Below are 18,017 nucleotides of genomic sequence, written 5' to 3'. Positions count from 1 at the left end.
CCACACCTCTATTCATCCACCAGCCAGGTTCTAAGCAAATTGACAAATTCGTCCGGCTTTTTCTTGGCTAGCGTCTCTAATTGCTTGCGTACTTGATTTTCGTTGGAGACATTCTCGATATCGATCGTAGGATATTCCACTTTTGCCGGTGGAAGGTCAAGCTCATCCTCTTCTTCTCCAGCTTTTTTCTTTCTTCTGATGGCGTACATCCCGAGCGCACCGAGCAGCAGAGCAGCCAAACCGATTCCGCCGTACAGAAGATATTGCTGCCAATTCGTACCCGCAATTCCGGATGGTGTTACGAATGTTTGAGGAACTACTTTCACTTTGTCCTGAATTTGAGCCGGTGTGTATTCCACCTTGTTGTCGGCAAGCGACGCACGAACAATGTTCGCCATTTGCCCTTCGATAAGACCTTTCAATTCCGCTACCGCGGCCTGGTCTTTCCCCGTTGAATCAAATCCGATATTGATGCTGATATCCTTGACGACATAAGGCGTCTGGATGATGTCGTTCGTGATGCGGTTAATTTCGTAATTGACCGTTTTGCTGCTTTCTTCGGAGTTGGCATTACCGGATGCGGCTCCTCCCGGATAACCAGGTACGTCCGTCTGACCGGTTCCGGCCACTCCCCCCGGATTTCCTCCCGTACTCGTAGAAGTTTTGGAGGATTCTTGGGTAGAAATTTCAAGTCCCTTCTTGTCTTCCAAATTAGGAGGCGTTACCAGATTTTCCGTCGTTTTCTTCTGGTCGAAGTTCATCGTCGAGAAAACACTGACTACCACTTTGTCGGGACCGAGCATTTTGTTGAGAAGATTTGTAATATTTCCCTGTACGCTTGTTTCAAACTTGCGTCTGATGTCGAATTGGTTCTGAACCAGACCTGAAGTGCTTTGACCGCCGTTCGTTTCCTTCGAGTAAGCCAGGAACTGACCGTACTGATCGGAAATCGTTATGTTCTGCAGCGGCAAATTTTTAACGCTGTGTGAAACAAGGTTATAAATCGTGTCTACTTGCCCCTGATCCAGCGAATAGCCCTGCTTTACGTTCAGTACAACCGACGCCGTGGCTTCTTGCTTCTGGTTGGCGAGAAATACCGTTTCATCCGGCATCGAGATCAGAACCTTCGATTTATCCACCGCTTCGTTGGAATTGATAAGCTGTTGAAGCTCTCCCTGCACCGCGCTTAAATATTTCACTTTAAACTCGTTGTCCGTCATTCCGAAGGCACTGTCCGAAGCGAACGCGTCGTAACCGATCGAACTTCCTTTGTTCAAGCCTTGCGATTCAATGCCCAGCTTGACATTGGCGACTTCGTTCTTCGGCACTTCAATGCTTTTTCCGTCGGAACTGAGGTTATAAGGGATTTTCGCTGTGTCCAGATACCCTTTAATCGCAGCGGCATCCGCCGGTTGGAGATTCGTATATGCCAGTGAATACTCGGTTTTCGCGAGATTGTAGCTGATGATTCCAATAGTCAATAGGAGAACGAACAATGCAGCTATAAAAGTAAGCTTGGTCGTTTTGCTATATTGATTCCAATACTGTTTGGCTTTCTCCCAATATTGGAGCAATCTTTCGTTCACAATGTCACCCCATCCGATTCAATCAATGTCGATCATGGTTCAGCCGCCGTTAGAGCTGCATCCTCATGACTTCCTGATAAGCTTCCACGACTTTATTGCGCACCTGGACGGTGAACTCTAAACCGAGCGATGCTTTTTCGGAAGCAATCATCAATTGATGGACGTCCGATAATTCTCCTTTGGCGAATTGCTGATTGAGTCCGTCTACCGTATGCTGGTCCGAATTCAACCCGTTCATGGCCTCGCTGAGAAAAGAGGAAAACTGCTTTGTAAATTGGGAGGCACTTGCAGGCTCGCTCCCCACCGGCTGCTTTATTGTCTGCACCGGAGAAAATGCATTTAGATAAGTCGGGTTTACCACACTCATTCTCCTTTTTTATCTTTTATCATCTGCCGATTTCAAGCGCTTTGCTAATCATGCCTTTGCTTGCGTTAAGAGCCGTTACGTTTGCTTCATAAGACCTTGTGGCGGAAATCATATCCACCATTTCCTTGGCGACATCGACGTTCGGCATCATGACGTACCCCTGCTGATTGGCGTCCGGGTGCGAAGGATTGTATACCTGCTTGAACGGAGTCGTATCTCCGGAAATGCTGGATACCCGAACCCCCTGTCCCGTACCGTCCGTCATTGCTGAGTTTAGCATTTGAGCGAACGTTGGCTGGTTTTTCGGTTCTACCGAAACGATTTTGCGCTGATAGGGTGTCCACTGCCCGTTCACAAATGACGCCCGGGTCGTATCCGCATTCGCGATATTCGAAGAGATGACATCCATTCTTAAACGCTGCGTCGTTAGTGCCGATGCGCTGATGTCAAAGCTATTCGTGATTCTCATCTCTTATCTTCTCCCATCCATCGCAATCTTCAGTTTACGGAACTCGTTATTCATCTCTTGTACCATCGTGTTGTATTTAAGCTGATTTTTGGCCATCAATGACATCTCGTAATCCATGTCGACGTTGTTTAAATTGTTGTTCATCAAACTGTTCGGATCTGATTCAACAACCGCTTGGCCGGGTAAGTTGGTATTAGAAGGAATTTGCAAGTGTCTCGAATTCGTGCGTCTGCCTTCCAACACCGGCTGGTTTCCGGTCATTTTCTCTTGAAGCAATTCCTCGAACAGAACGTCTGACCTTTTAAAATGAGGAGTGTCGGCGTTGGCCACATTGTTGGAAATTACCCGCTGCCGGAGAGCTGATGCATCCAGCGATTTCTCCATCCACTGAAATCCGGCTTGGTTTAGCAAGAACATGGTTACCCCACCTTTTATGTCTTTATGAAACTAAATTCCATAATGAAACTTTACATTCCTCCTAACTTCGACACAAGGATTATTCAAAGTGTGTACATTATGTAGAATAATGTTGCTAAAATTATCATGAAGAAAAGTCTGGAAATAGACAATGAGAAAAAAGCCCTATCTTTAGGAAGATGGGCCTTCGTTTGGTTCATACATAAGTATGAAATTTTTGTTACATTTTAGACTTAACTTGTTCAATCGCCTGAATCAACTGATCATTTAATATGCGAATGTACGTTCCTTTCATACCAAGAGAACGCGTCTCAATGACACCCGCGCTTTCCAGTTTACGGAGTGCATTTACGATCACCGATCGAGTTATTCCGACACGATCTGCAATCTTGCTTGCAACGAGAAGTCCTTCTTTTCCTTCTAATTCTTCGAAAATATGCTCCACTGCCTCCAGTTCGCTGAACGACAAAGAACCGATGGCAACTTGAACCACTGCCTTGCTTCTTGCCTCCTGCTCAACCTCTTCCGCCCGCATATGGAGGATTTCCATGGCTACGACTGTTGACCCATACTCTGCCAAGATATAATCATCATCCGTAAAGGCAGAGTGCGTTCTACATAGGACTAAAGTCCCAAGTCTGTCGCCACCACCTAAAATCGGCACAATGGTGAAGTAGGTATATTCTCTTAAGTTCTTCATTTCTTCCACAAAAGTCGGAAACATTTCAAGTGCATCCGAATTCGAAGTGGTTTCATCCACCTTTAGAAGAAAATGATTGAATTCCGGCGAGAATCTCTTCTCCTCCGCCACGATTCGATTGATCGCCGAAGTCGGCAGTTCATTCGTCGTCGCGTATCCTAACAGTTTGCCTCGTCTGCTGACCACATACACATTGGAGTGAATGGTGTCCCGCAAAACCTCGGCCATATCCATAAAACTGACAGCACTCACCGCCTCCTTCTGGAGCAGACGGTTAAGCCTTCTCGTTTTGTTCAACAAGGTCATTGGCTTGCCTCCCACAATCTTATACCCAAGAATAGAAAACCGAAGGCAGGTAGGCCTTCCGGTTTACAAAATATATTGGCTCAAATCCCGGTTCTGAACGATATCACCCAACTTCTCGCGGACGTATTCAGGCGTGATTACCATTTCCTCCAGATTTAAATCCGGAGCTTCGAACGATAAATCTTCCAGCAGCTTCTCCAAAATGGTATGCAGCCGCCGCGCACCGATGTTTTCCGTACTCTGATTGACTTCGACCGCAATGCGCGCAATCTCTTCGATAGCGGACTGACTGAACTCGATTCGGATTCCTTCGGTTTCAAGCAAAGCCGTATACTGCTTGGTTAACGCGTTTTTAGGTTCCTTGAGAATGGAAACAAAATCTTCAAGCGTTAAATTGCTGAGCTCTACCCGGATCGGAAAACGACCCTGAAGCTCCGGTATCAGATCGGAAGGCTTGGAAACATGAAAAGCCCCGGCCGCAATAAACAGAATGTAATCCGTCTTGACAGGCCCATACTTCGTTACGACCGTAGAGCCTTCCACGATCGGGAGAATATCGCGCTGGACGCCTTCGCGGGAAACATCCGGTCCGCCGCTTCCACGCCCGTTACCCGCGATTTTATCGATTTCATCCAGAAAGATGATTCCGCTTTGTTCGGCACGCCGGATGGATTCCTGAATAACCTCATCCATATCGATCAGCTTCTGCGCTTCGTCCTGGGTAAGCACTTTTCTGGCTTCTTTAACGGGAAGCTTCCGCTTCTTCGTGCGTTTCGGCAGGAGACTGCCGAACATTTCCTGCATGTTCATGCCGGCTTGATCCTGTCCCTGGCCAGCCAGCATATCCAGCATGGAGGGAGAATTATCTTCCACATCGACTTCAACGATGTAATTTTCGAGTTCACCGCGCTTAAGCTGTTCTTTAATCTGCGCGCGCTTCGTTGCCAGTTGAGGATCCTTATCATCCTCTTCCGGTTCCTGGCTGCCCTGCTGATTGCCGAAAATCATCTCCAGCGGGTTGCGCTGAAATTTGGGACGGCTTGCGCTTGGCGCCAGAATAGACACCAGACGCTCGTTGGCAAGCTCTTCCGCCCGTTCCTTCACACTTTCGGTACGTTCGCTCTTAACCATGCGTATCGACGTTTCAACGAGATCCCGGACCATGGACTCCACATCCCTGCCCACATAGCCGACCTCGGTAAATTTTGTAGCTTCCAGCTTCACAAAGGGGGCTCCGACCAGTTTAGCGAGTCGTCTTGCTATCTCCGTCTTGCCCACACCAGTGGGTCCGATCATCAGGATATTTTTGGGCACAATCTCGTCACGCATGGATTCTTCCAGTCTGCTGCGGCGAAAACGGTTGCGCAGGGCGACGGCTACGGACTTCTTGGCCTGCTTCTGACCGACAATATACCGGTCCAGCTCTTGCACGATTTGTCTGGGTGTAAGGGAGCTTGTGCTCAAAAGGAACCCCTCCTTCATATAGTGCCGGGTAAGACTTGGTTGCAAGCCTTACCTGCCTATTGCTCGTCGGTCGGCGTTATATTTCTTCCACGATAATATTGTGATTCGTAAACACGCAAATATCCGCGGCCATCTCAAGCGATGCTTTCGCAATGTCGGCTGCGCTCATGTCGGTTGCGTAACGAGAGAGGGCGCGGCCTGCCGCCAGGGCAAAACTGCCTCCCGAACCGATTGCAACGATGCCGTCATCCGGCTCGATAATTTCCCCGTTGCCCGAAATGAGCAGAAGTCCGTGTTCGTCCATCACGATCATCATGGCCTCCAGTTTGCGCAGTACGCGGTCGGATCTCCATTCCTTCGCCAGTTCTACGGCCGCCCGCTGAAGATTTCCATGATGCTCCTCCAGCTTGCCTTCGAACTTCTCAAACAAGGTAATCGCATCCGCGACAGACCCCGCAAACCCGGAAATCACTTTTCCCCGGTACAGGCGACGCACTTTCTTCGCTGTGTTCTTCATAATCATGCTGTTGCCGAAAGTCACTTGGCCGTCTCCGGCTATCGCCCCGCGGCCGTCTTTACGGATGGCGAATATCGTGGTGGCATGAAAAGTCGCATTTGTCGGATCCATAGTTCACCTCTCGATTCTTTTCCGAAGCTGCCTGCTGCGAGAGAACGGAAAATAAGAAGCAGCAGCAAAAGGTTGTTTTGATGCTGCTTCCGGAGTTTGATTTAAAGTGGTTGTGTACAGCGTCGTTCAAAACAACTTAATCGTAACACAGCCGCACTTTCACTTACAAGTTGACTGGACTGTATTTTGCGAAAAATTCTGAATAGTCTCAATTGCCCGTTCCGCAAGCTTTTCGTACTTCATTTTTTTATTGCGGATTTTTTCGCCCAGCGGCGGGAAAAGACCGAAGTTGGCATTCATCGGCTGAAAGTGTTTAGTGTCCGCAGTGGTAATATACTGCGCCATGCTGCCAAGTGCGGTTTCCAGCGGAAACTCCAGGCAGTCCAGCCCCTGTGCCAATCTTCCCGCGTTGATACCGGCGATCAGGCCGGATGCGGCCGATTCGACATATCCTTCCACTCCGGTCATCTGTCCGGCAAAGAACAACTTATCCCGGTTTTTGAACTGATAAGTCGGTTTCAACAGACGGGGGGAGTTGATAAAGGTATTGCGGTGCATAACCCCGTAGCGAACGAACTCGGCGTTTTCCAGACCCGGGATCATTTGCAGAACCCGCTTCTGTTCGCCCCATTTCAGATGCGTTTGAAATCCGACAAGATTGTACAGCGTTCCCGCCGCGTTGTCCTGACGAAGTTGAACGACCGCGTAAGGAAGCTCGCCCGTATGCGGGTTGATAAGACCTACCGGCTTCATCGGGCCGTACAGAGCGGTTTGTTTGCCGCGTTTGGCCATCACTTCGATCGGCATGCAGCCTTCAAAATAGATCTCTTTCTCGAACTCCTTTACAGGCGCCGTTTCGGCCGTGATCAGTGCTTCGTAGAAAGCATCGAATTCCGCCTCCGTCATCGGGCAGTTCAGATAAGCGGCTTCTCCTTTGTCGTACCGGGAAGCCAGATACACTTTGCTCATATCAATGGAGTCTTTCTCGACAATCGGCGCGGCCGCATCATAGAAATATAAATATTCTTCCCCCATTAGCGCCTGCAGGCTTGCAGACAAGTCCGGGGATGTAAGAGGACCGGAAGCTACAACGGTAATCCCGTCCGGAATTTCCTTAAGTTCCTCGGTGCGCACTTCAATGAGAGGATGATTGCGGAGGGTATCCGTGATCTCCCCGGAGAAGCCGTCGCGATCCACCGCCAGAGCGCCTCCAGCGGGCACTGCATGCTTGTCGGCACTGGAGAGGATGAGTGAGTTCATCTCCCTCATCTCCTGCTTCAGAACGCCTACCGCGTTCGTCAGACCGTTCGCACGCAGCGAGTTGCTGCACACAAGCTCCGCGAATTTATCGGTAATGTGTGCCGGTGTCTTCCGTACCGGACGCATTTCGTACAATACAACGGGCACGCCCTGGCTGGCGATTTGAAAAGCCGCTTCACTTCCTGCCAGTCCGGCACCGATTACGGTTACTTTTTCTTTTTGTCCTGCTGTCAATGTTCACACCTCTAGTTTCAATCGTTAGCAATCCGATCAGCCTTCGTCGTTTGCTTCATCTTTTACTTCTTCTTTAAATCCGCACTCTACACACTGGTGATTGACGGATGTTTTCGTCCGCTTCTCGATCATCATGGAGCCGCAGTTCGGGCAAGGCTGGGCAACCGGTTTGTCCCACGACACGAAGTCACACTCGGGATAATGGTCGCAGCCGTAAAAAATACGGCCCTTCTTGCTCCGGCGTTCCACGACTTTACCTTCCTTGCATTTCGGACATGTGACGCCGATATCCTTGACGATCGGTTTGGTGTTGCGGCAGTCCGGAAAACCGGAGCAGGCAAGAAACTTGCCGAAACGTCCCATTTTATAAACAAGATGTTTACCGCACTTCTCACAAATTTCATCCGAAACTTCGTCCTGGATTTCGATTTCCTTCATTTCTTCCTCGGCGAACTCCAGCCGTTTTTCGAATGAACTGTAAAACTCGTCGAGAACCTTCACCCAGTTTTCTTTGCCTTCGCCTACGTGATCAAGCTCTTCTTCCATCTGCGCGGTAAATTCCACATCCAGAATTTCGGGGAAAAACTCGCTCATCAGTTGAATAACCAGTTCTCCCAGCTCGGTGGGCACGAACTTCTTCTCCTCGATGGCCACATATCCCCGCTTCTGGATCGTTTCAAGCGTCGGAGCGTATGTACTCGGCCTGCCGATGCCCAGTTCCTCGAGAGCGCGTACGAGACGGGCTTCCGTATATCGCGGAGGCGGTTGAGTGAAGTGCTGTTTCGGTTGAATTTCGTTGGAAACGACCTGATCTCCGGATTTAAGCGGAGGAAGCAATTTGTCTTCTTCCGTCGTACCGTCGTCGTTGCCTTCCACGTATACTTTCATGAAACCCGGAAACTTGAGTTTGGAGCCGACCGCCCGGAAAACCGCGTTTCCGACGTTCAGGTCGATGGTCATCGTGTCCAGCACGGCGGACGACATCTGGCTCGCAACGAAACGTTCCCACACCAGCTTGTATAAGCGGAACTGATCCCTAGACAAAAATTCCTTAACGGAATCCGGATCCCTCGTTACGGAAGAAGGACGAATCCCTTCGTGCGCATCCTGAGTGTTGGAACCCTTCTTCGTATAGACACGCGGGGTTTCCGGGTAAAAGCTCTCCCCGTATTTCCCCAAGATGTATTCCTTGGCTTCTTCCTGGGCTACCGGAGAAATCCGGGTGGAATCGGTACGCATATAAGTAATTAAACCGACCGTACCTTCCTTGCCCAAGTCGATCCCTTCATATAACTGCTGCGCTACGGACATGGTTTTGGCCGCACGGAAATTGAGTTTCCGGGCAGCCTCCTGTTGAAGCGAACTTGTAATGAATGGCGGCGATGGATTGCGAAGCCGTTCTTTTTCCTTCACTTCCTTTACGACAAAAGGGGCTCCTTCAATCGCTTTCAGAACCGCTTGAACTTCTTCCTCGGAACCGAGTTCTTTCTTGGCGCCGTCCATGCCGTGAAATTTCGCTTCGAAGTGGGCTTTGCCTGCCTCGAGCATCGCGGTAATGGTCCAGTACTCTTCGGGAACGAAAGCCTTGATTTCGTTTTCCCGGTCCATAATGAGTTTGACGGCTACGGATTGGACGCGTCCGGCGGATAAGCCCTTTTTGACTTTCTTCCATAGAAGAGGACTGATCTTGTATCCCACAAGCCTGTCGAGAATACGCCGGGCTTGCTGCGCGTTCACCAGATCGATGTTAATCGGCCGCGGTGTTTTGAATGCGTCTTTGACCGCCTGCTTCGTAATCTCATTGAATACGACGCGGCAGCTATCGGTATCGTTTAACTCCAGATAGTGCGCCAAATGCCAGGCGATAGCCTCCCCTTCGCGATCCGGGTCAGCTGCGAGATAAACTTTTTTCACTTTTTTGCTGGCATCCTTCAATTCTTTCAAAACGGAGCCTTTACCGCGGATCGTAATGTATTTCGGTTCGAAGTCGCGTTCAACCTCTACACCGATCTGGCTTTTCGGTAGGTCCCGAATATGACCCATCGACGCTTTTACAATATATTTGCTTCCCAAATATTTACCGATCGTTTTGGCCTTAGCCGGTGATTCCACAATCACTAATGAGTCTGCCATCGGTCGAATGCTCCTCCCCTCAGTGTCATCTGCTGCTGCATGTATAACATCATCGTTTTTAATAGAAATTTCATATGGAAACATAAGAAGAGCCCGGAAGCTCCGCTATCACCTTTTTCAATAGCAACGGTAATACAGGTTTTTTATGTCCTTTCCTTCCATTAATAAGTGTTTTATGTTCGCTCTGTTTGTTACATATCATAATGCACTGAATAGTACGTGGTCAAATCGGTGGTCAATGGTTATTATAAACGGTTGTTTGAGGATTTCATACCATAAACACGATATATGAATTTTCGACATATTATAATGAAGGATTCGACATGAAATTTTTCATCAAGTTTTCAATGTACAATTTTGTTAATTTATGGTATGATTTATTCGACCGAAAGCATCGGCAAACAAAAAGGCCAAGGGAAAACATCCCTGGCCTTTTGTTTATATATGTACACTCACTATGTCATCCCATTTAATCCAATCCCAATCATCCTCGTAATCGATTCTGACACGTCGCAGATGCATATCAAACTTGGTGACCTTTCCGCGCAACTCCTTATCCGCAAAGGGTTCAAAAATTACTAGTGTAATCTCTTTCCCCGCTGACCTTGCATCGACAATCTCCAGGAGCATCATTTCCCATGCCTGTTCATCTAGTATTGGCTTAGTACGCCTGTTCAAGTCCCTCAACTGCCGCTGGATCGCCTCTTTATGCTCTGGCAGGATCATGCGGCTGGATTCGTACAGGCCATTACCTTCTAACTTCTTTCCCATGATGCCATCCTCCTCAGTCCATCCAAGGGTTTATGTACGTTTTCTTTTCTTCCTTTTTCTCTCTAGGCCATCCTTCAATAATCTTAACTTCCGAGAGCTTTTTGCCCATGATATAGCCCTGTTCTCGCAAGGTACTCAGAGCCTGCTTGATATTTTCCTGGTTGTACCCAGATTTAGTCTCCAACTCGGAAAGATCGGGCATACAGTGGTGGATATTCGAAAAATTGTACAGGATGCGCAGTACCTTCCGTTCGGTATCACTCAGCACATCAATTACCCCCCCCCCTAATAAGGAACATGCGTTCTTATTATATAGGATCATATGTTCGTTATTCAACAACAAAAAAATCCCACCCATTAAGGATGAGATTATTTGCTTTCGTTGACCAATACAAGTATATCGGCTATATCGATTTTTAAAACCTCACAAATTATACCGAGGTTATCCAGTGGAAGCCGCTGCGTTGTATTATTACACATTTCATTTATTGAGGGTTGACGTATGCCAGTTAATCGAGACAACTCCCGTTGAGAAATACCCCGTTCTTTTATCAATTCATCAAGCTTTATGTGGACTTTCAAGGGCAAAGGTACCACCTCCATTTTCATGTTAACACGATACGTTAAAAGTATCAATTTACATTTGACACGTTTTGCGTATCATGTTATATTATTTATAGGGGATACGTTAAACGTATCACCTTATGGAATGGAGGTGATTCTAACATGAAAGATTGGGTACAGCTTATCACGGCGATCATCCAGGGCATTACAGCCATCATCCTTCTACGTCGCGAAAAGCCAAAGAAAAAAGGAACCAAAAAACGTAGAGCTCGCCGCTAAACGTCAAAGTTCCTTATGGAAGGTCGGGATGCACCCCGGCCTTTCCACCCAATCTTAACATTCCGTGCAGACGAAGTAAATATAAGTAAACTGGAGGGATCGAAAATGAATGTCATTACCTGGATTGCTGTTCTGGCGGCTTTAGCACTTTCGGTCGCGGTCTTGGTTAAAGTGCTTCGGAGGAAATAAACATTGACTATTTTTCAGTGGGTGGTGTGGGCTGCTATGAAAAAGTGGCATGTACTTTTTAAAGATGAAAAAGGTAAACGTGGATGGATGCAAACGAGTGACTTGGATTTATGGGGTCATGTAGGGTCGCTTAAAGTAATTAATAAAAAACTTTGTGAAATCATAGCGATCCATCAAGTATCTGAGTGACCGGTAACTTTACACCTCCCCCGCTGCACGCCTATAATTTGAGTCAGACATAAGCAGTGGGGAGGTAAACATTTTTGGCGCTCCGTATTGGGAGGAGCCGCTTACCCGTACTCCTAGACAGTAAAGGTATGACACAAGCACAACTGGCCCAACGATTAAACCTTTCAGATTCATTTGTTTCTAAAGTGGTCCGAGGCGAAAAACGTTTATCCCTGATTAAGTCTAGGGAAGCCGCAATAATTCTCAATTGTTATATGGATGACTTGTACGAATGGATTGACATCGAAGAAGGTAAGCGGTAGTGAGCAGATTTTCGCTCACTCCTACGGAGAGCATTGTACCTATAGGTCCACATAAGTTACAATATATGTAATTTATATGAAGGTGGAACGGTATGAAAAAGAGAAAACGCGAGCCTGATGACGGCGAATGCGGAAACTTGGTCATATTTCTTTTGTTCTATGTTTACATACTCGCTTTCTTATTCATTGCGTTGAGCGGCACAGAAGGCTCCCTCGAATAATAAAAAAAGCCCCCATATGGGGGCTTTATACGTTAACGCCTGCGTTACGGGCTGAAATAACAATATTAATCCAAGTTAGCTCCGATTTGGTCAATTTACGGGTGTATGCTTTTTCGGCCCAAGTGTAGTCCGATATGACTCCCTTTCTGTACAACCCATCTAAGGAATCCCCAAGCTGCTTCCACATCCAATCATGTTCAAAAACCAATACTTCCACTTCCATATCCTCCTCTTGAATAAGGGTTACAGCCGGTCTTTTCCCGGCTTGGTATTGCTTGATTGTCAGGCCGAATGTCATTTCGAAATGGGGGTAGTCTTTAAAACCCGTCCAGTCGCCGCCCCAAGAGAATCCGAGTTGCTTCGCTTCAGTAACCACTTCCATCCAATCGGAAATTTTATCTCCATCGCTATCCATGGTCATGTCCCACGAAACATTTTTCCCATCCGGCATTAGCAAAGCAAAATCAATCGCCACGCCGAAGTTATGAAAGCTCTCTCCCGCCTTCGCGTTTGTTACCTTTGGGCCGGGTTTGCTCCGGCCCTGGCAGTATAAGGCGTCTTGTTCCTCAAATGTTCGAAGGCCCTGTGTGATGACAATAGTGACCCCTCGTTTGTAGCAATTCACGATAAGTCTCTTTGAAGCTGCGGCAACATTGGGGTGAAGACCGGCCAAACGGAATTCCGATTTTTTCAGCACATAATCAAGAGTCAGCATTCTTGCCCACACCCTTCTTTACTTGTTTCGTGAGTTGATCGCCGTATACTGCTGCTGCCGCACAAAGTACGCCTTGCAAAACGTTTGCCGGGCTGAACCCCTCTGTCCAAACTGTAAATGTAATTGCAAATACGCCGACAGCATAAGGAATCAACCAATCAGGAAAACGCGGGGTGCTTTTCAGCACATACCCAACAACCCAACAAGCAGCAACCACGACAATAAAACTTGAATCAATGAGATTAATTACAGTCTCCCAGTTCATTTGAAAATTCCTCCTTTTATTTAGGCAAATTAAAACCGCCTCGGATCAAGAACCCCATAATTGCCAGGATTATCGCTCCAATGACGGTTGTGGTAAACCAAGTGATAAATTTATCGATCTTGTCCAGCCTTTTATGTGCCGTCTTTGTACTATCCATTGCTCCTTTTGCTACATCCTCAATTTCCTCGATCTTGCGAGATGCGTCTGTAAGGATGTCAACTTTTGCAGAAATAGTTCTTAATTCCAATCTTACGTCCACCATTGTGTCATGCATTTTTTTCATGTCTTCCATTTGATGTTCTCCACCTGCCCCCATGAAAACCTATCCCTCCTTTTCTTCACCCGACTCATGTAAAGACATCTGAGCCAAAGCCTCCCCGACCCAAGTGTCTACCTGAAGCATTATCTCCTTCTGTTTTGCTGGGTGCTGATTTACGATAGCCACAATGCAACTCTTTATTTCTTCTACCGGGTCGCTCAGATCAACAAGAATTTCCAACTTGGTTTTTACTATAGCCATAGCCATGTTTGCCTCCTTAAAATAAGAAGCACTCTCTGAATAGAGAATGCTTCAAAATTTATTAACTATTTGTACTTACTGATTTCTATAGAGTAAGTGACGCTTTGCTCTTTGCCATTTAACATAAAGATTAATTCCACTGGTTTAGAGAGATCTAAATTTTTCTTGATGTCGGTAAATTGTGCTATCATAACTTTTGTGTATGCTGGATAAGGCGACTTTTCCTTCGTCAACTCTGGAACAGTGGAATTACTAGTAAGTTTTCCTTTATACGGTTGTACTATACTTTCATCTTGTTTCAGAACAGCATGAAGATTATCGAAATCTCTGATCTCGTCACCATATGTTTTAAAATAAAAAAATATCGATCCTCCAAGTAAGAGTCTATACTTAGCATCTTCAACATCGTATTTCTCGAATTTTTGTGACTTGTTATAGGAATCGCTAACTATTTCTTCATATGGAGTACTGATCATTGCTACTGGTTTATTTTTAGATAAACTTCCAAGATTGTCACTAGTCGATTCTAAGGCGTAGTTTTTTTCTATAAAGGATTTATAGGAATCTCTATTAAGAGATTTTCCTAATTCTATTGCTTCCTGAATCTCTTTATCATTCAAATGAAATATTTCAGTATCGATATCTGGGTCGGGTGTCTTTGAAACGTTCTCAGGAACAAGCTCCTGGTTAGTTGTAACAGTTTTATCTAGACACCCAATCAATGTAAAGAAAGATAAAAATAAAATAATCATCTTATTTGTCTTCCTTGATAAGAAGCTATTTCCCACTGTATTTCCAACTCCCATTCTTTTCCTTGCTACTATTCAACTTTTTTATCGCTAAGTCCCAACCACTCCTCTAAATCCTTCTTATGTTCTTCTCGTTCTTTTTCTAGATCTTCTTGCCATTTATCCCATTCTTTCTTTTCTTGCTCCCATTTTTTTAGTTTTGCAGCAGCCTCTTCATCATTAATTTGAGTTTGTTCTTGTTGCAGACTCCTGAGTTTTTCCAAATTTACTACACCTTCTCTCGCTTTTAAGATAACTTGGGAGTCTATAAAAGAAACGTCATAACCAAATAACTGCCCGGCGGATCTAACAGGAAGATAGCTTGTACCATCAACAACAAGCGCGTCTTTTTCTGATTTTTCCCCGTTAATCAAAACAGGAAATGAACCCTCGACAACCTTACCAATCATACTAGTTACTTCAGCATGCGCACCAATACCTAAGGAAAGACCCAAGCCAATAAAAATTCCAAATAAGAGATACAAGTACTTTTTCATCATGACGGCTCACCTCGTATATGATTTGAGCCTAATTATATTACATTCTCTTCTGGATAGGAATATATTGGTTACCCAACCACGTTACCGTAATCTACATTCGAGTAATTTTTACTACTAAACACCAAGTTTCCACCTTCCCTACGGGTTCCAATAAACGCTCGATCTTCAAGAAACCTTAACCTAGCTTCGAGGCCCTCAACTGCGTTAACCGATATTCCTCTCACTGTGGCTAAACTGAAATCCCAGATTTTTAGTGGGTTTGCACTATCACGACCATAAGCATCTCTGCCAAATGACAAAAGTGAAGAGCCTAAAAATTGAAATTGTATGTTGCCCAATCCGTTGTAAAATCTGAAAAGCTCCGAATTGTTATAATACATAACAAAATCACCATATGAACCGCCGATTTGTGCGTAGTTTTGTGGGCTACCTGCCTGGAAAATCCTCTGTGCCGATAAGCCATTCGTATCGATCTGATTGGCCGTGACCTTCCCCGTATAGATCCCATTCGCATCAATGTAAGTCGTGTTCGGCCGGCCAGCAACCTGATTCCACGAAATGTACGCATTAGGTCCCATAATTACGTTTTGTCCGACGATCAACGTTTCGATATTGGCCGTGGAGATAGTACCAAGCTTTGTCGTAAATTTACTGAAATCGATGGTCCGTGTATTGCCGTCGATAAGGACGTCGCCACCGTTTTTCATAATGAACCGGTTCGCCACAAGGTCCTCGGCGGTTAGTTTGCCGTTCAGGTCGGCAAAGAGCTTGTCTTTCCATCCGCCGCCGTCGTTCCCTTGAATTTTGAACCCTTCCGTTGCATTCATGATGACTCGGGTCTTATTGTCACTCCGAATGACGGATACGCCGTCTGTCGTATTGATAATAACCCCGTTGTACGGGGTGTTCTGCCCGACCTTGTTGTTCCATTCGCCCGCGCTTTTAATCAGCCCGTCTTCGATCTTTTCACCCTGTGACCCCACGACGATTTGGTTCGCTTTGAGCTGCACGAATTGTCCCAGCACGCCGACGATTACTTCGGCCACGACCCCGTTCGCCGTAATGGCCGCCCGTGGCGTCACCCCGCCGTCCGTGGTTAAATAGACCCCATTGGAGGACATGACGACTTGATTCTTAGCGTTGCTCTTATCCTCCAGGATGATTCCTCGCTGATCGTATTTAACTTCAGTTTTTGAACTATTGATGTCATAAATCGCCTGCTTGGCAAACGCCTCGAATACGGTCGTCCGCAGCTTCGCCCCGCTCGTAATGTCGTTCACGATCTGCTTCGCACGATCTAAATCGGCTATGATATCCGCGTAATCCCTTAATAGGTAATTAGCAAGCGTGACCTGGGTATGCTTGTCCCGAGCATAGGGATATTCGGTAATTTCCACGACACGGGCCGTTATATTGTTCAGTTCCATTTCTGGATCGATCAAATAAACTGGATCGCCCATATTCGGCCGCGGCTCCGAATTGTCCAGCTTGAACAAGTCGGCCGCCTCAATGGAGACTTCCACGGACGGGACCTCTTGCTCCTTCAGCGCTTTTCGCGTGGCCTCCAGCAGTTCCTTCGGGTCCTCAATGTCCTGGTTAATGAGTTCGCCGTCATAATACGTATTGGTCGTATTCGACCAGTAACCGGCATACGGGGATATCAGGTAATTGACTCGAATCTTCCCGTCTACAATAGCCCCCGGAATAGTGTTCAGCAGATTGTACTCTTCCGTCGTAAGCTCCGAGGCCGAAAGGCCGATGAAGGACAATCCGTCTTTCATCTGGGCATACAGCCGCGTTACAAGCGCCCTTGTGCTGTCCTTAAAGGTATTGCTGACGATGTTCTTTTTAAACCGGTACTGCATGCCGGTATCCGTGCCGATCTTCTTTTTCAGGTGAATCGTAAAGTTGTTCGGCTCCACTTCCGCCTCAAAGGTCTTGACGACTTGATTAAGAGCTTGCAGTGCATTTCCCCGCCCAAAATCCTTGATATCCTTCTTGTCGAATTGGTCGTCTATCGAGAAGAGAAACTTCCCGCCGGTGGCCGCCGTAATCGCATTGGTCAGCGTCAAGATATTCGTCCCGAAAGCCTCTTCGATGTAGCCGGTATACGGCATCTTGAAATCGGATAGCTTGAACATAATATGGCTGCACTCAATCAAGGCGGTCAGCTTCCGGCCGTCCCGGACCCGTTTCCGGTCATTGATGACATAGTACTGGCCCCGTTCGTCTTGCACATGGCCTTTATGCCGGACTTTTTCTCGATAATTCGGGGAGGTCATGGGAAGCAAAAAAGACAGCTCATAATCTGAATTGAGCCGCCTTTTCCGTTCCACATCGCTCGCGTCTGGCAATACGCCGACCGGGGTTAAATTTTGGTCAAATACCTTCAGCATGGATAATCACTCCTTCAATTCTGGAGGACTGGTCTGGTCCGGCGTCGCCTCTTCATTTCCTTCCGGAAAGAGGGCTGCGGTCTCCTCGTATTCCTGCTGATTAATCCAACCGCTTTCAAGAGCAGCTTGCAAATGAGACAGTTCGTAGGTTTCGGCAAAGTATTCTTTAACCGGCTCCCGGTATTCCTCTCGGATGCCCTTGCAGCCGTCTCTCGGGGTAAACCGGTCTGTTCCGTACACAAAGATGCTCCGGCAATAGGTGTTACGCAAAAAACTGAGTACTGCCATGTTATCCCTCCTGTGTTAACAATTCGATTAGTTCTTGGAAGTCCGCGTTCATTCTGGCCTGCTGCGTTTTCTGCTCCTCCTGTACTTTCATGGAAAATTCCATATACTCTTGAAGGTCGGCATTCGCCCGAGCAGCGGAAGCTTTCAGGCTGGCGTTTTCTGTTTCAAGTTGGCTAACCCGATCTTGCAGGGTTACCGGCTGCGGTGGGTTTTTGAGTTTTTCGATCTCTTCCGCACTTAATGCCTCCGTCCATGCCTCGGCCTCGAAATCCCACTTCGGCGTAAACAATCCGGGCGGTATCGATACCGCGATTTGATAGCCGGTAATGACCGATTCCGGCACTTCTTCCTCGTTGTCTTCCTCCGGCGATCCGTAAATAGGAAAGACGCCTGTCACGTCATCAGCGACAAGCGTCGTTTCTTGGAACACCCCCAGGGCGTCCGTTATGATTGCTTCTTTCATAGG

23 protein-coding genes are annotated in these 18,017 nt (G+C 46.9%); 2 read left to right on the top strand and 21 right to left on the bottom strand.

Annotation, left to right across the window (positions count from 1 at the left end; translation table 11 throughout):
- Positions 1-8: 8 nt before the first annotated feature.
- From fliF to PCH01S_RS21610, 12 genes are all read right to left on the bottom strand, one after another.
- Positions 9-1,586, bottom strand: a complete 1,578-nt coding sequence (fliF, locus tag PCH01S_RS21665; protein ID WP_042232976.1) for a flagellar basal-body MS-ring/collar protein FliF — start codon at positions 1,584-1,586, stop codon at positions 9-11.
- A 49-nt stretch (positions 1,587-1,635) separates the two neighbouring features.
- Positions 1,636-1,947 (bottom strand): flagellar hook-basal body complex protein FliE, encoded by a 312-nt coding sequence (fliE, locus tag PCH01S_RS21660; RefSeq protein WP_009674468.1) that lies wholly within the window; start codon positions 1,945-1,947, stop codon positions 1,636-1,638.
- Positions 1,948-1,972: 25 nt separating this feature from the next.
- Complete coding sequence (gene flgC / locus PCH01S_RS21655; RefSeq protein WP_042232974.1) at positions 1,973-2,422, bottom strand: flagellar basal body rod protein FlgC; 450 nt, start codon at positions 2,420-2,422, stop codon at positions 1,973-1,975.
- 3 nt (positions 2,423-2,425) lie between these two features.
- Positions 2,426-2,839, bottom strand: coding sequence for a flagellar basal body rod protein FlgB (gene flgB / locus PCH01S_RS21650; protein WP_016423454.1), 414 nt, complete (start codon positions 2,837-2,839; stop codon positions 2,426-2,428).
- A gap of 220 nt (positions 2,840-3,059) precedes the next feature.
- Positions 3,060-3,845 (bottom strand): GTP-sensing pleiotropic transcriptional regulator CodY, encoded by a 786-nt coding sequence (codY, locus tag PCH01S_RS21645; protein ID WP_042232971.1) that lies wholly within the window; start codon positions 3,843-3,845, stop codon positions 3,060-3,062.
- Positions 3,846-3,908: 63 nt separating this feature from the next.
- On the bottom strand, positions 3,909-5,309 hold the full coding sequence (gene hslU / locus PCH01S_RS21640; RefSeq protein ID WP_042232969.1) for an ATP-dependent protease ATPase subunit HslU: 1,401 nt from the start codon (positions 5,307-5,309) through the stop codon (positions 3,909-3,911).
- Between the two features lie 76 nt (positions 5,310-5,385).
- Entirely contained in the window at positions 5,386-5,937 is a 552-nt protein-coding gene (gene hslV, locus PCH01S_RS21635; protein WP_009674471.1) for an ATP-dependent protease subunit HslV, read from the bottom strand.
- Positions 5,938-6,096: 159 nt separating this feature from the next.
- A complete protein-coding gene (gene trmFO, locus PCH01S_RS21630) occupies positions 6,097-7,431 on the bottom strand; it encodes an FADH(2)-oxidizing methylenetetrahydrofolate--tRNA-(uracil(54)-C(5))-methyltransferase TrmFO (protein ID WP_042232967.1) in 1,335 nt (444 codons plus the stop codon).
- 36 nt (positions 7,432-7,467) lie between these two features.
- Positions 7,468-9,564 (bottom strand): type I DNA topoisomerase, encoded by a 2,097-nt coding sequence (gene topA / locus PCH01S_RS21625; RefSeq protein ID WP_042232965.1) that lies wholly within the window; start codon positions 9,562-9,564, stop codon positions 7,468-7,470.
- Positions 9,565-10,002: 438 nt separating this feature from the next.
- A complete protein-coding gene (locus tag PCH01S_RS21620) occupies positions 10,003-10,335 on the bottom strand; it encodes a YolD-like family protein (RefSeq protein WP_042232964.1) in 333 nt (110 codons plus the stop codon).
- Positions 10,336-10,348: 13 nt separating this feature from the next.
- Positions 10,349-10,603, bottom strand: coding sequence for a helix-turn-helix domain-containing protein (locus PCH01S_RS21615; protein ID WP_042233289.1), 255 nt, complete (start codon positions 10,601-10,603; stop codon positions 10,349-10,351).
- Between the two features lie 101 nt (positions 10,604-10,704).
- Positions 10,705-10,938, bottom strand: a complete 234-nt coding sequence (locus tag PCH01S_RS21610) for a helix-turn-helix domain-containing protein (RefSeq protein ID WP_042233286.1) — start codon at positions 10,936-10,938, stop codon at positions 10,705-10,707.
- Between the two features lie 432 nt (positions 10,939-11,370).
- Here PCH01S_RS21610 and PCH01S_RS21605 point away from each other — a divergent pair, with 432 nt between their 5' ends.
- Positions 11,371-11,556, top strand: coding sequence for a hypothetical protein (locus PCH01S_RS21605; RefSeq protein ID WP_042232963.1), 186 nt, complete (start codon positions 11,371-11,373; stop codon positions 11,554-11,556).
- 74 nt (positions 11,557-11,630) lie between these two features.
- The gene (locus tag PCH01S_RS21600; protein WP_042232961.1) at positions 11,631-11,858 is read left to right on the top strand and encodes a helix-turn-helix transcriptional regulator; all 228 of its coding nucleotides are present in this window, start codon (positions 11,631-11,633) and stop codon (positions 11,856-11,858) included.
- A 246-nt stretch (positions 11,859-12,104) separates the two neighbouring features.
- Here the strand turns inward: PCH01S_RS21600 and PCH01S_RS21595 are convergent, their stop codons facing one another.
- The 9 genes from PCH01S_RS21595 to PCH01S_RS29385 all read right to left on the bottom strand — a co-directional run bounded on the left by PCH01S_RS21595 (position 12,105) and on the right by PCH01S_RS29385 (position 18,014).
- Complete coding sequence (locus PCH01S_RS21595; protein ID WP_042232959.1) at positions 12,105-12,794, bottom strand: M15 family metallopeptidase; 690 nt, start codon at positions 12,792-12,794, stop codon at positions 12,105-12,107.
- Positions 12,781-13,059, bottom strand: a complete 279-nt coding sequence (locus tag PCH01S_RS21590; protein WP_042233284.1) for a phage holin family protein — start codon at positions 13,057-13,059, stop codon at positions 12,781-12,783. Before PCH01S_RS21590 ends, PCH01S_RS21595 begins: the two co-directional genes overlap by 14 nt.
- A gap of 16 nt (positions 13,060-13,075) precedes the next feature.
- Positions 13,076-13,375, bottom strand: coding sequence for a hemolysin XhlA family protein (locus tag PCH01S_RS21585; RefSeq protein WP_241688714.1), 300 nt, complete (start codon positions 13,373-13,375; stop codon positions 13,076-13,078).
- Positions 13,376-13,381: 6 nt separating this feature from the next.
- Complete coding sequence (locus tag PCH01S_RS21580) at positions 13,382-13,585, bottom strand: hypothetical protein (RefSeq protein WP_042232958.1); 204 nt, start codon at positions 13,583-13,585, stop codon at positions 13,382-13,384.
- Positions 13,586-13,644: 59 nt separating this feature from the next.
- The gene (locus PCH01S_RS21575) at positions 13,645-14,331 is read right to left on the bottom strand and encodes a hypothetical protein (protein ID WP_042232956.1); all 687 of its coding nucleotides are present in this window, start codon (positions 14,329-14,331) and stop codon (positions 13,645-13,647) included.
- A 68-nt stretch (positions 14,332-14,399) separates the two neighbouring features.
- The gene (locus PCH01S_RS21570; RefSeq protein ID WP_042232954.1) at positions 14,400-14,867 is read right to left on the bottom strand and encodes a hypothetical protein; all 468 of its coding nucleotides are present in this window, start codon (positions 14,865-14,867) and stop codon (positions 14,400-14,402) included.
- Positions 14,868-14,935: 68 nt separating this feature from the next.
- The gene (locus PCH01S_RS31120) at positions 14,936-17,263 is read right to left on the bottom strand and encodes a phage tail protein (protein ID WP_053228770.1); all 2,328 of its coding nucleotides are present in this window, start codon (positions 17,261-17,263) and stop codon (positions 14,936-14,938) included.
- Positions 17,264-17,269: 6 nt separating this feature from the next.
- Positions 17,270-17,551, bottom strand: coding sequence for a hypothetical protein (locus PCH01S_RS21560; protein ID WP_174446839.1), 282 nt, complete (start codon positions 17,549-17,551; stop codon positions 17,270-17,272).
- A gap of 1 nt (position 17,552) precedes the next feature.
- Positions 17,553-18,014, bottom strand: a complete 462-nt coding sequence (locus tag PCH01S_RS29385) for a coiled-coil domain-containing protein (RefSeq protein ID WP_053228769.1) — start codon at positions 18,012-18,014, stop codon at positions 17,553-17,555.
- Positions 18,015-18,017 lie beyond the last annotated feature (3 nt).

It is taken from the genome of Paenibacillus chitinolyticus NBRC 15660 (assembly GCF_000739915.1).
GTDB lineage: Bacteria > Bacillota > Bacilli > Paenibacillales > NBRC-103111 > Paenibacillus_F > Paenibacillus_F chitinolyticus.
This window is presented reverse-complemented; position numbering and strand designations above follow the sequence as displayed.

Coding starts and splice junctions, on each gene's coding strand:
- PCH01S_RS21610 (WP_042233286.1), bottom strand. CDS start 10,938: ATGGAGGTGGTACCTTTGCCCTTGAAAGTCCACATAAAGCTTGATGAA.
- flgC (WP_042232974.1), bottom strand. CDS start 2,422: ATGAGAATCACGAATAGCTTTGACATCAGCGCATCGGCACTAACGACG.
- flgB (WP_016423454.1), bottom strand. CDS start 2,839: ATGTTCTTGCTAAACCAAGCCGGATTTCAGTGGATGGAGAAATCGCTG.
- PCH01S_RS21595 (WP_042232959.1), bottom strand. CDS start 12,794: ATGCTGACTCTTGATTATGTGCTGAAAAAATCGGAATTCCGTTTGGCC.
- PCH01S_RS21590 (WP_042233284.1), bottom strand. CDS start 13,059: ATGAACTGGGAGACTGTAATTAATCTCATTGATTCAAGTTTTATTGTC.
- PCH01S_RS21580 (WP_042232958.1), bottom strand. CDS start 13,585: ATGGCTATGGCTATAGTAAAAACCAAGTTGGAAATTCTTGTTGATCTG.
- hslV (WP_009674471.1), bottom strand. CDS start 5,937: ATGGATCCGACAAATGCGACTTTTCATGCCACCACGATATTCGCCATC.
- PCH01S_RS21575 (WP_042232956.1), bottom strand. CDS start 14,331: ATGATTATTTTATTTTTATCTTTCTTTACATTGATTGGGTGTCTAGAT.
- PCH01S_RS21620 (WP_042232964.1), bottom strand. CDS start 10,335: ATGGGAAAGAAGTTAGAAGGTAATGGCCTGTACGAATCCAGCCGCATG.
- PCH01S_RS29385 (WP_053228769.1), bottom strand. CDS start 18,014: ATGAAAGAAGCAATCATAACGGACGCCCTGGGGGTGTTCCAAGAAACG.
- PCH01S_RS21570 (WP_042232954.1), bottom strand. CDS start 14,867: ATGATGAAAAAGTACTTGTATCTCTTATTTGGAATTTTTATTGGCTTG.
- topA (WP_042232965.1), bottom strand. CDS start 9,564: ATGGCAGACTCATTAGTGATTGTGGAATCACCGGCTAAGGCCAAAACG.
- codY (WP_042232971.1), bottom strand. CDS start 3,845: ATGACCTTGTTGAACAAAACGAGAAGGCTTAACCGTCTGCTCCAGAAG.
- PCH01S_RS21560 (WP_174446839.1), bottom strand. CDS start 17,551: ATGGCAGTACTCAGTTTTTTGCGTAACACCTATTGCCGGAGCATCTTT.
- PCH01S_RS31120 (WP_053228770.1), bottom strand. CDS start 17,263: ATGCTGAAGGTATTTGACCAAAATTTAACCCCGGTCGGCGTATTGCCA.
- PCH01S_RS21585 (WP_241688714.1), bottom strand. CDS start 13,375: ATGGGGGCAGGTGGAGAACATCAAATGGAAGACATGAAAAAAATGCAT.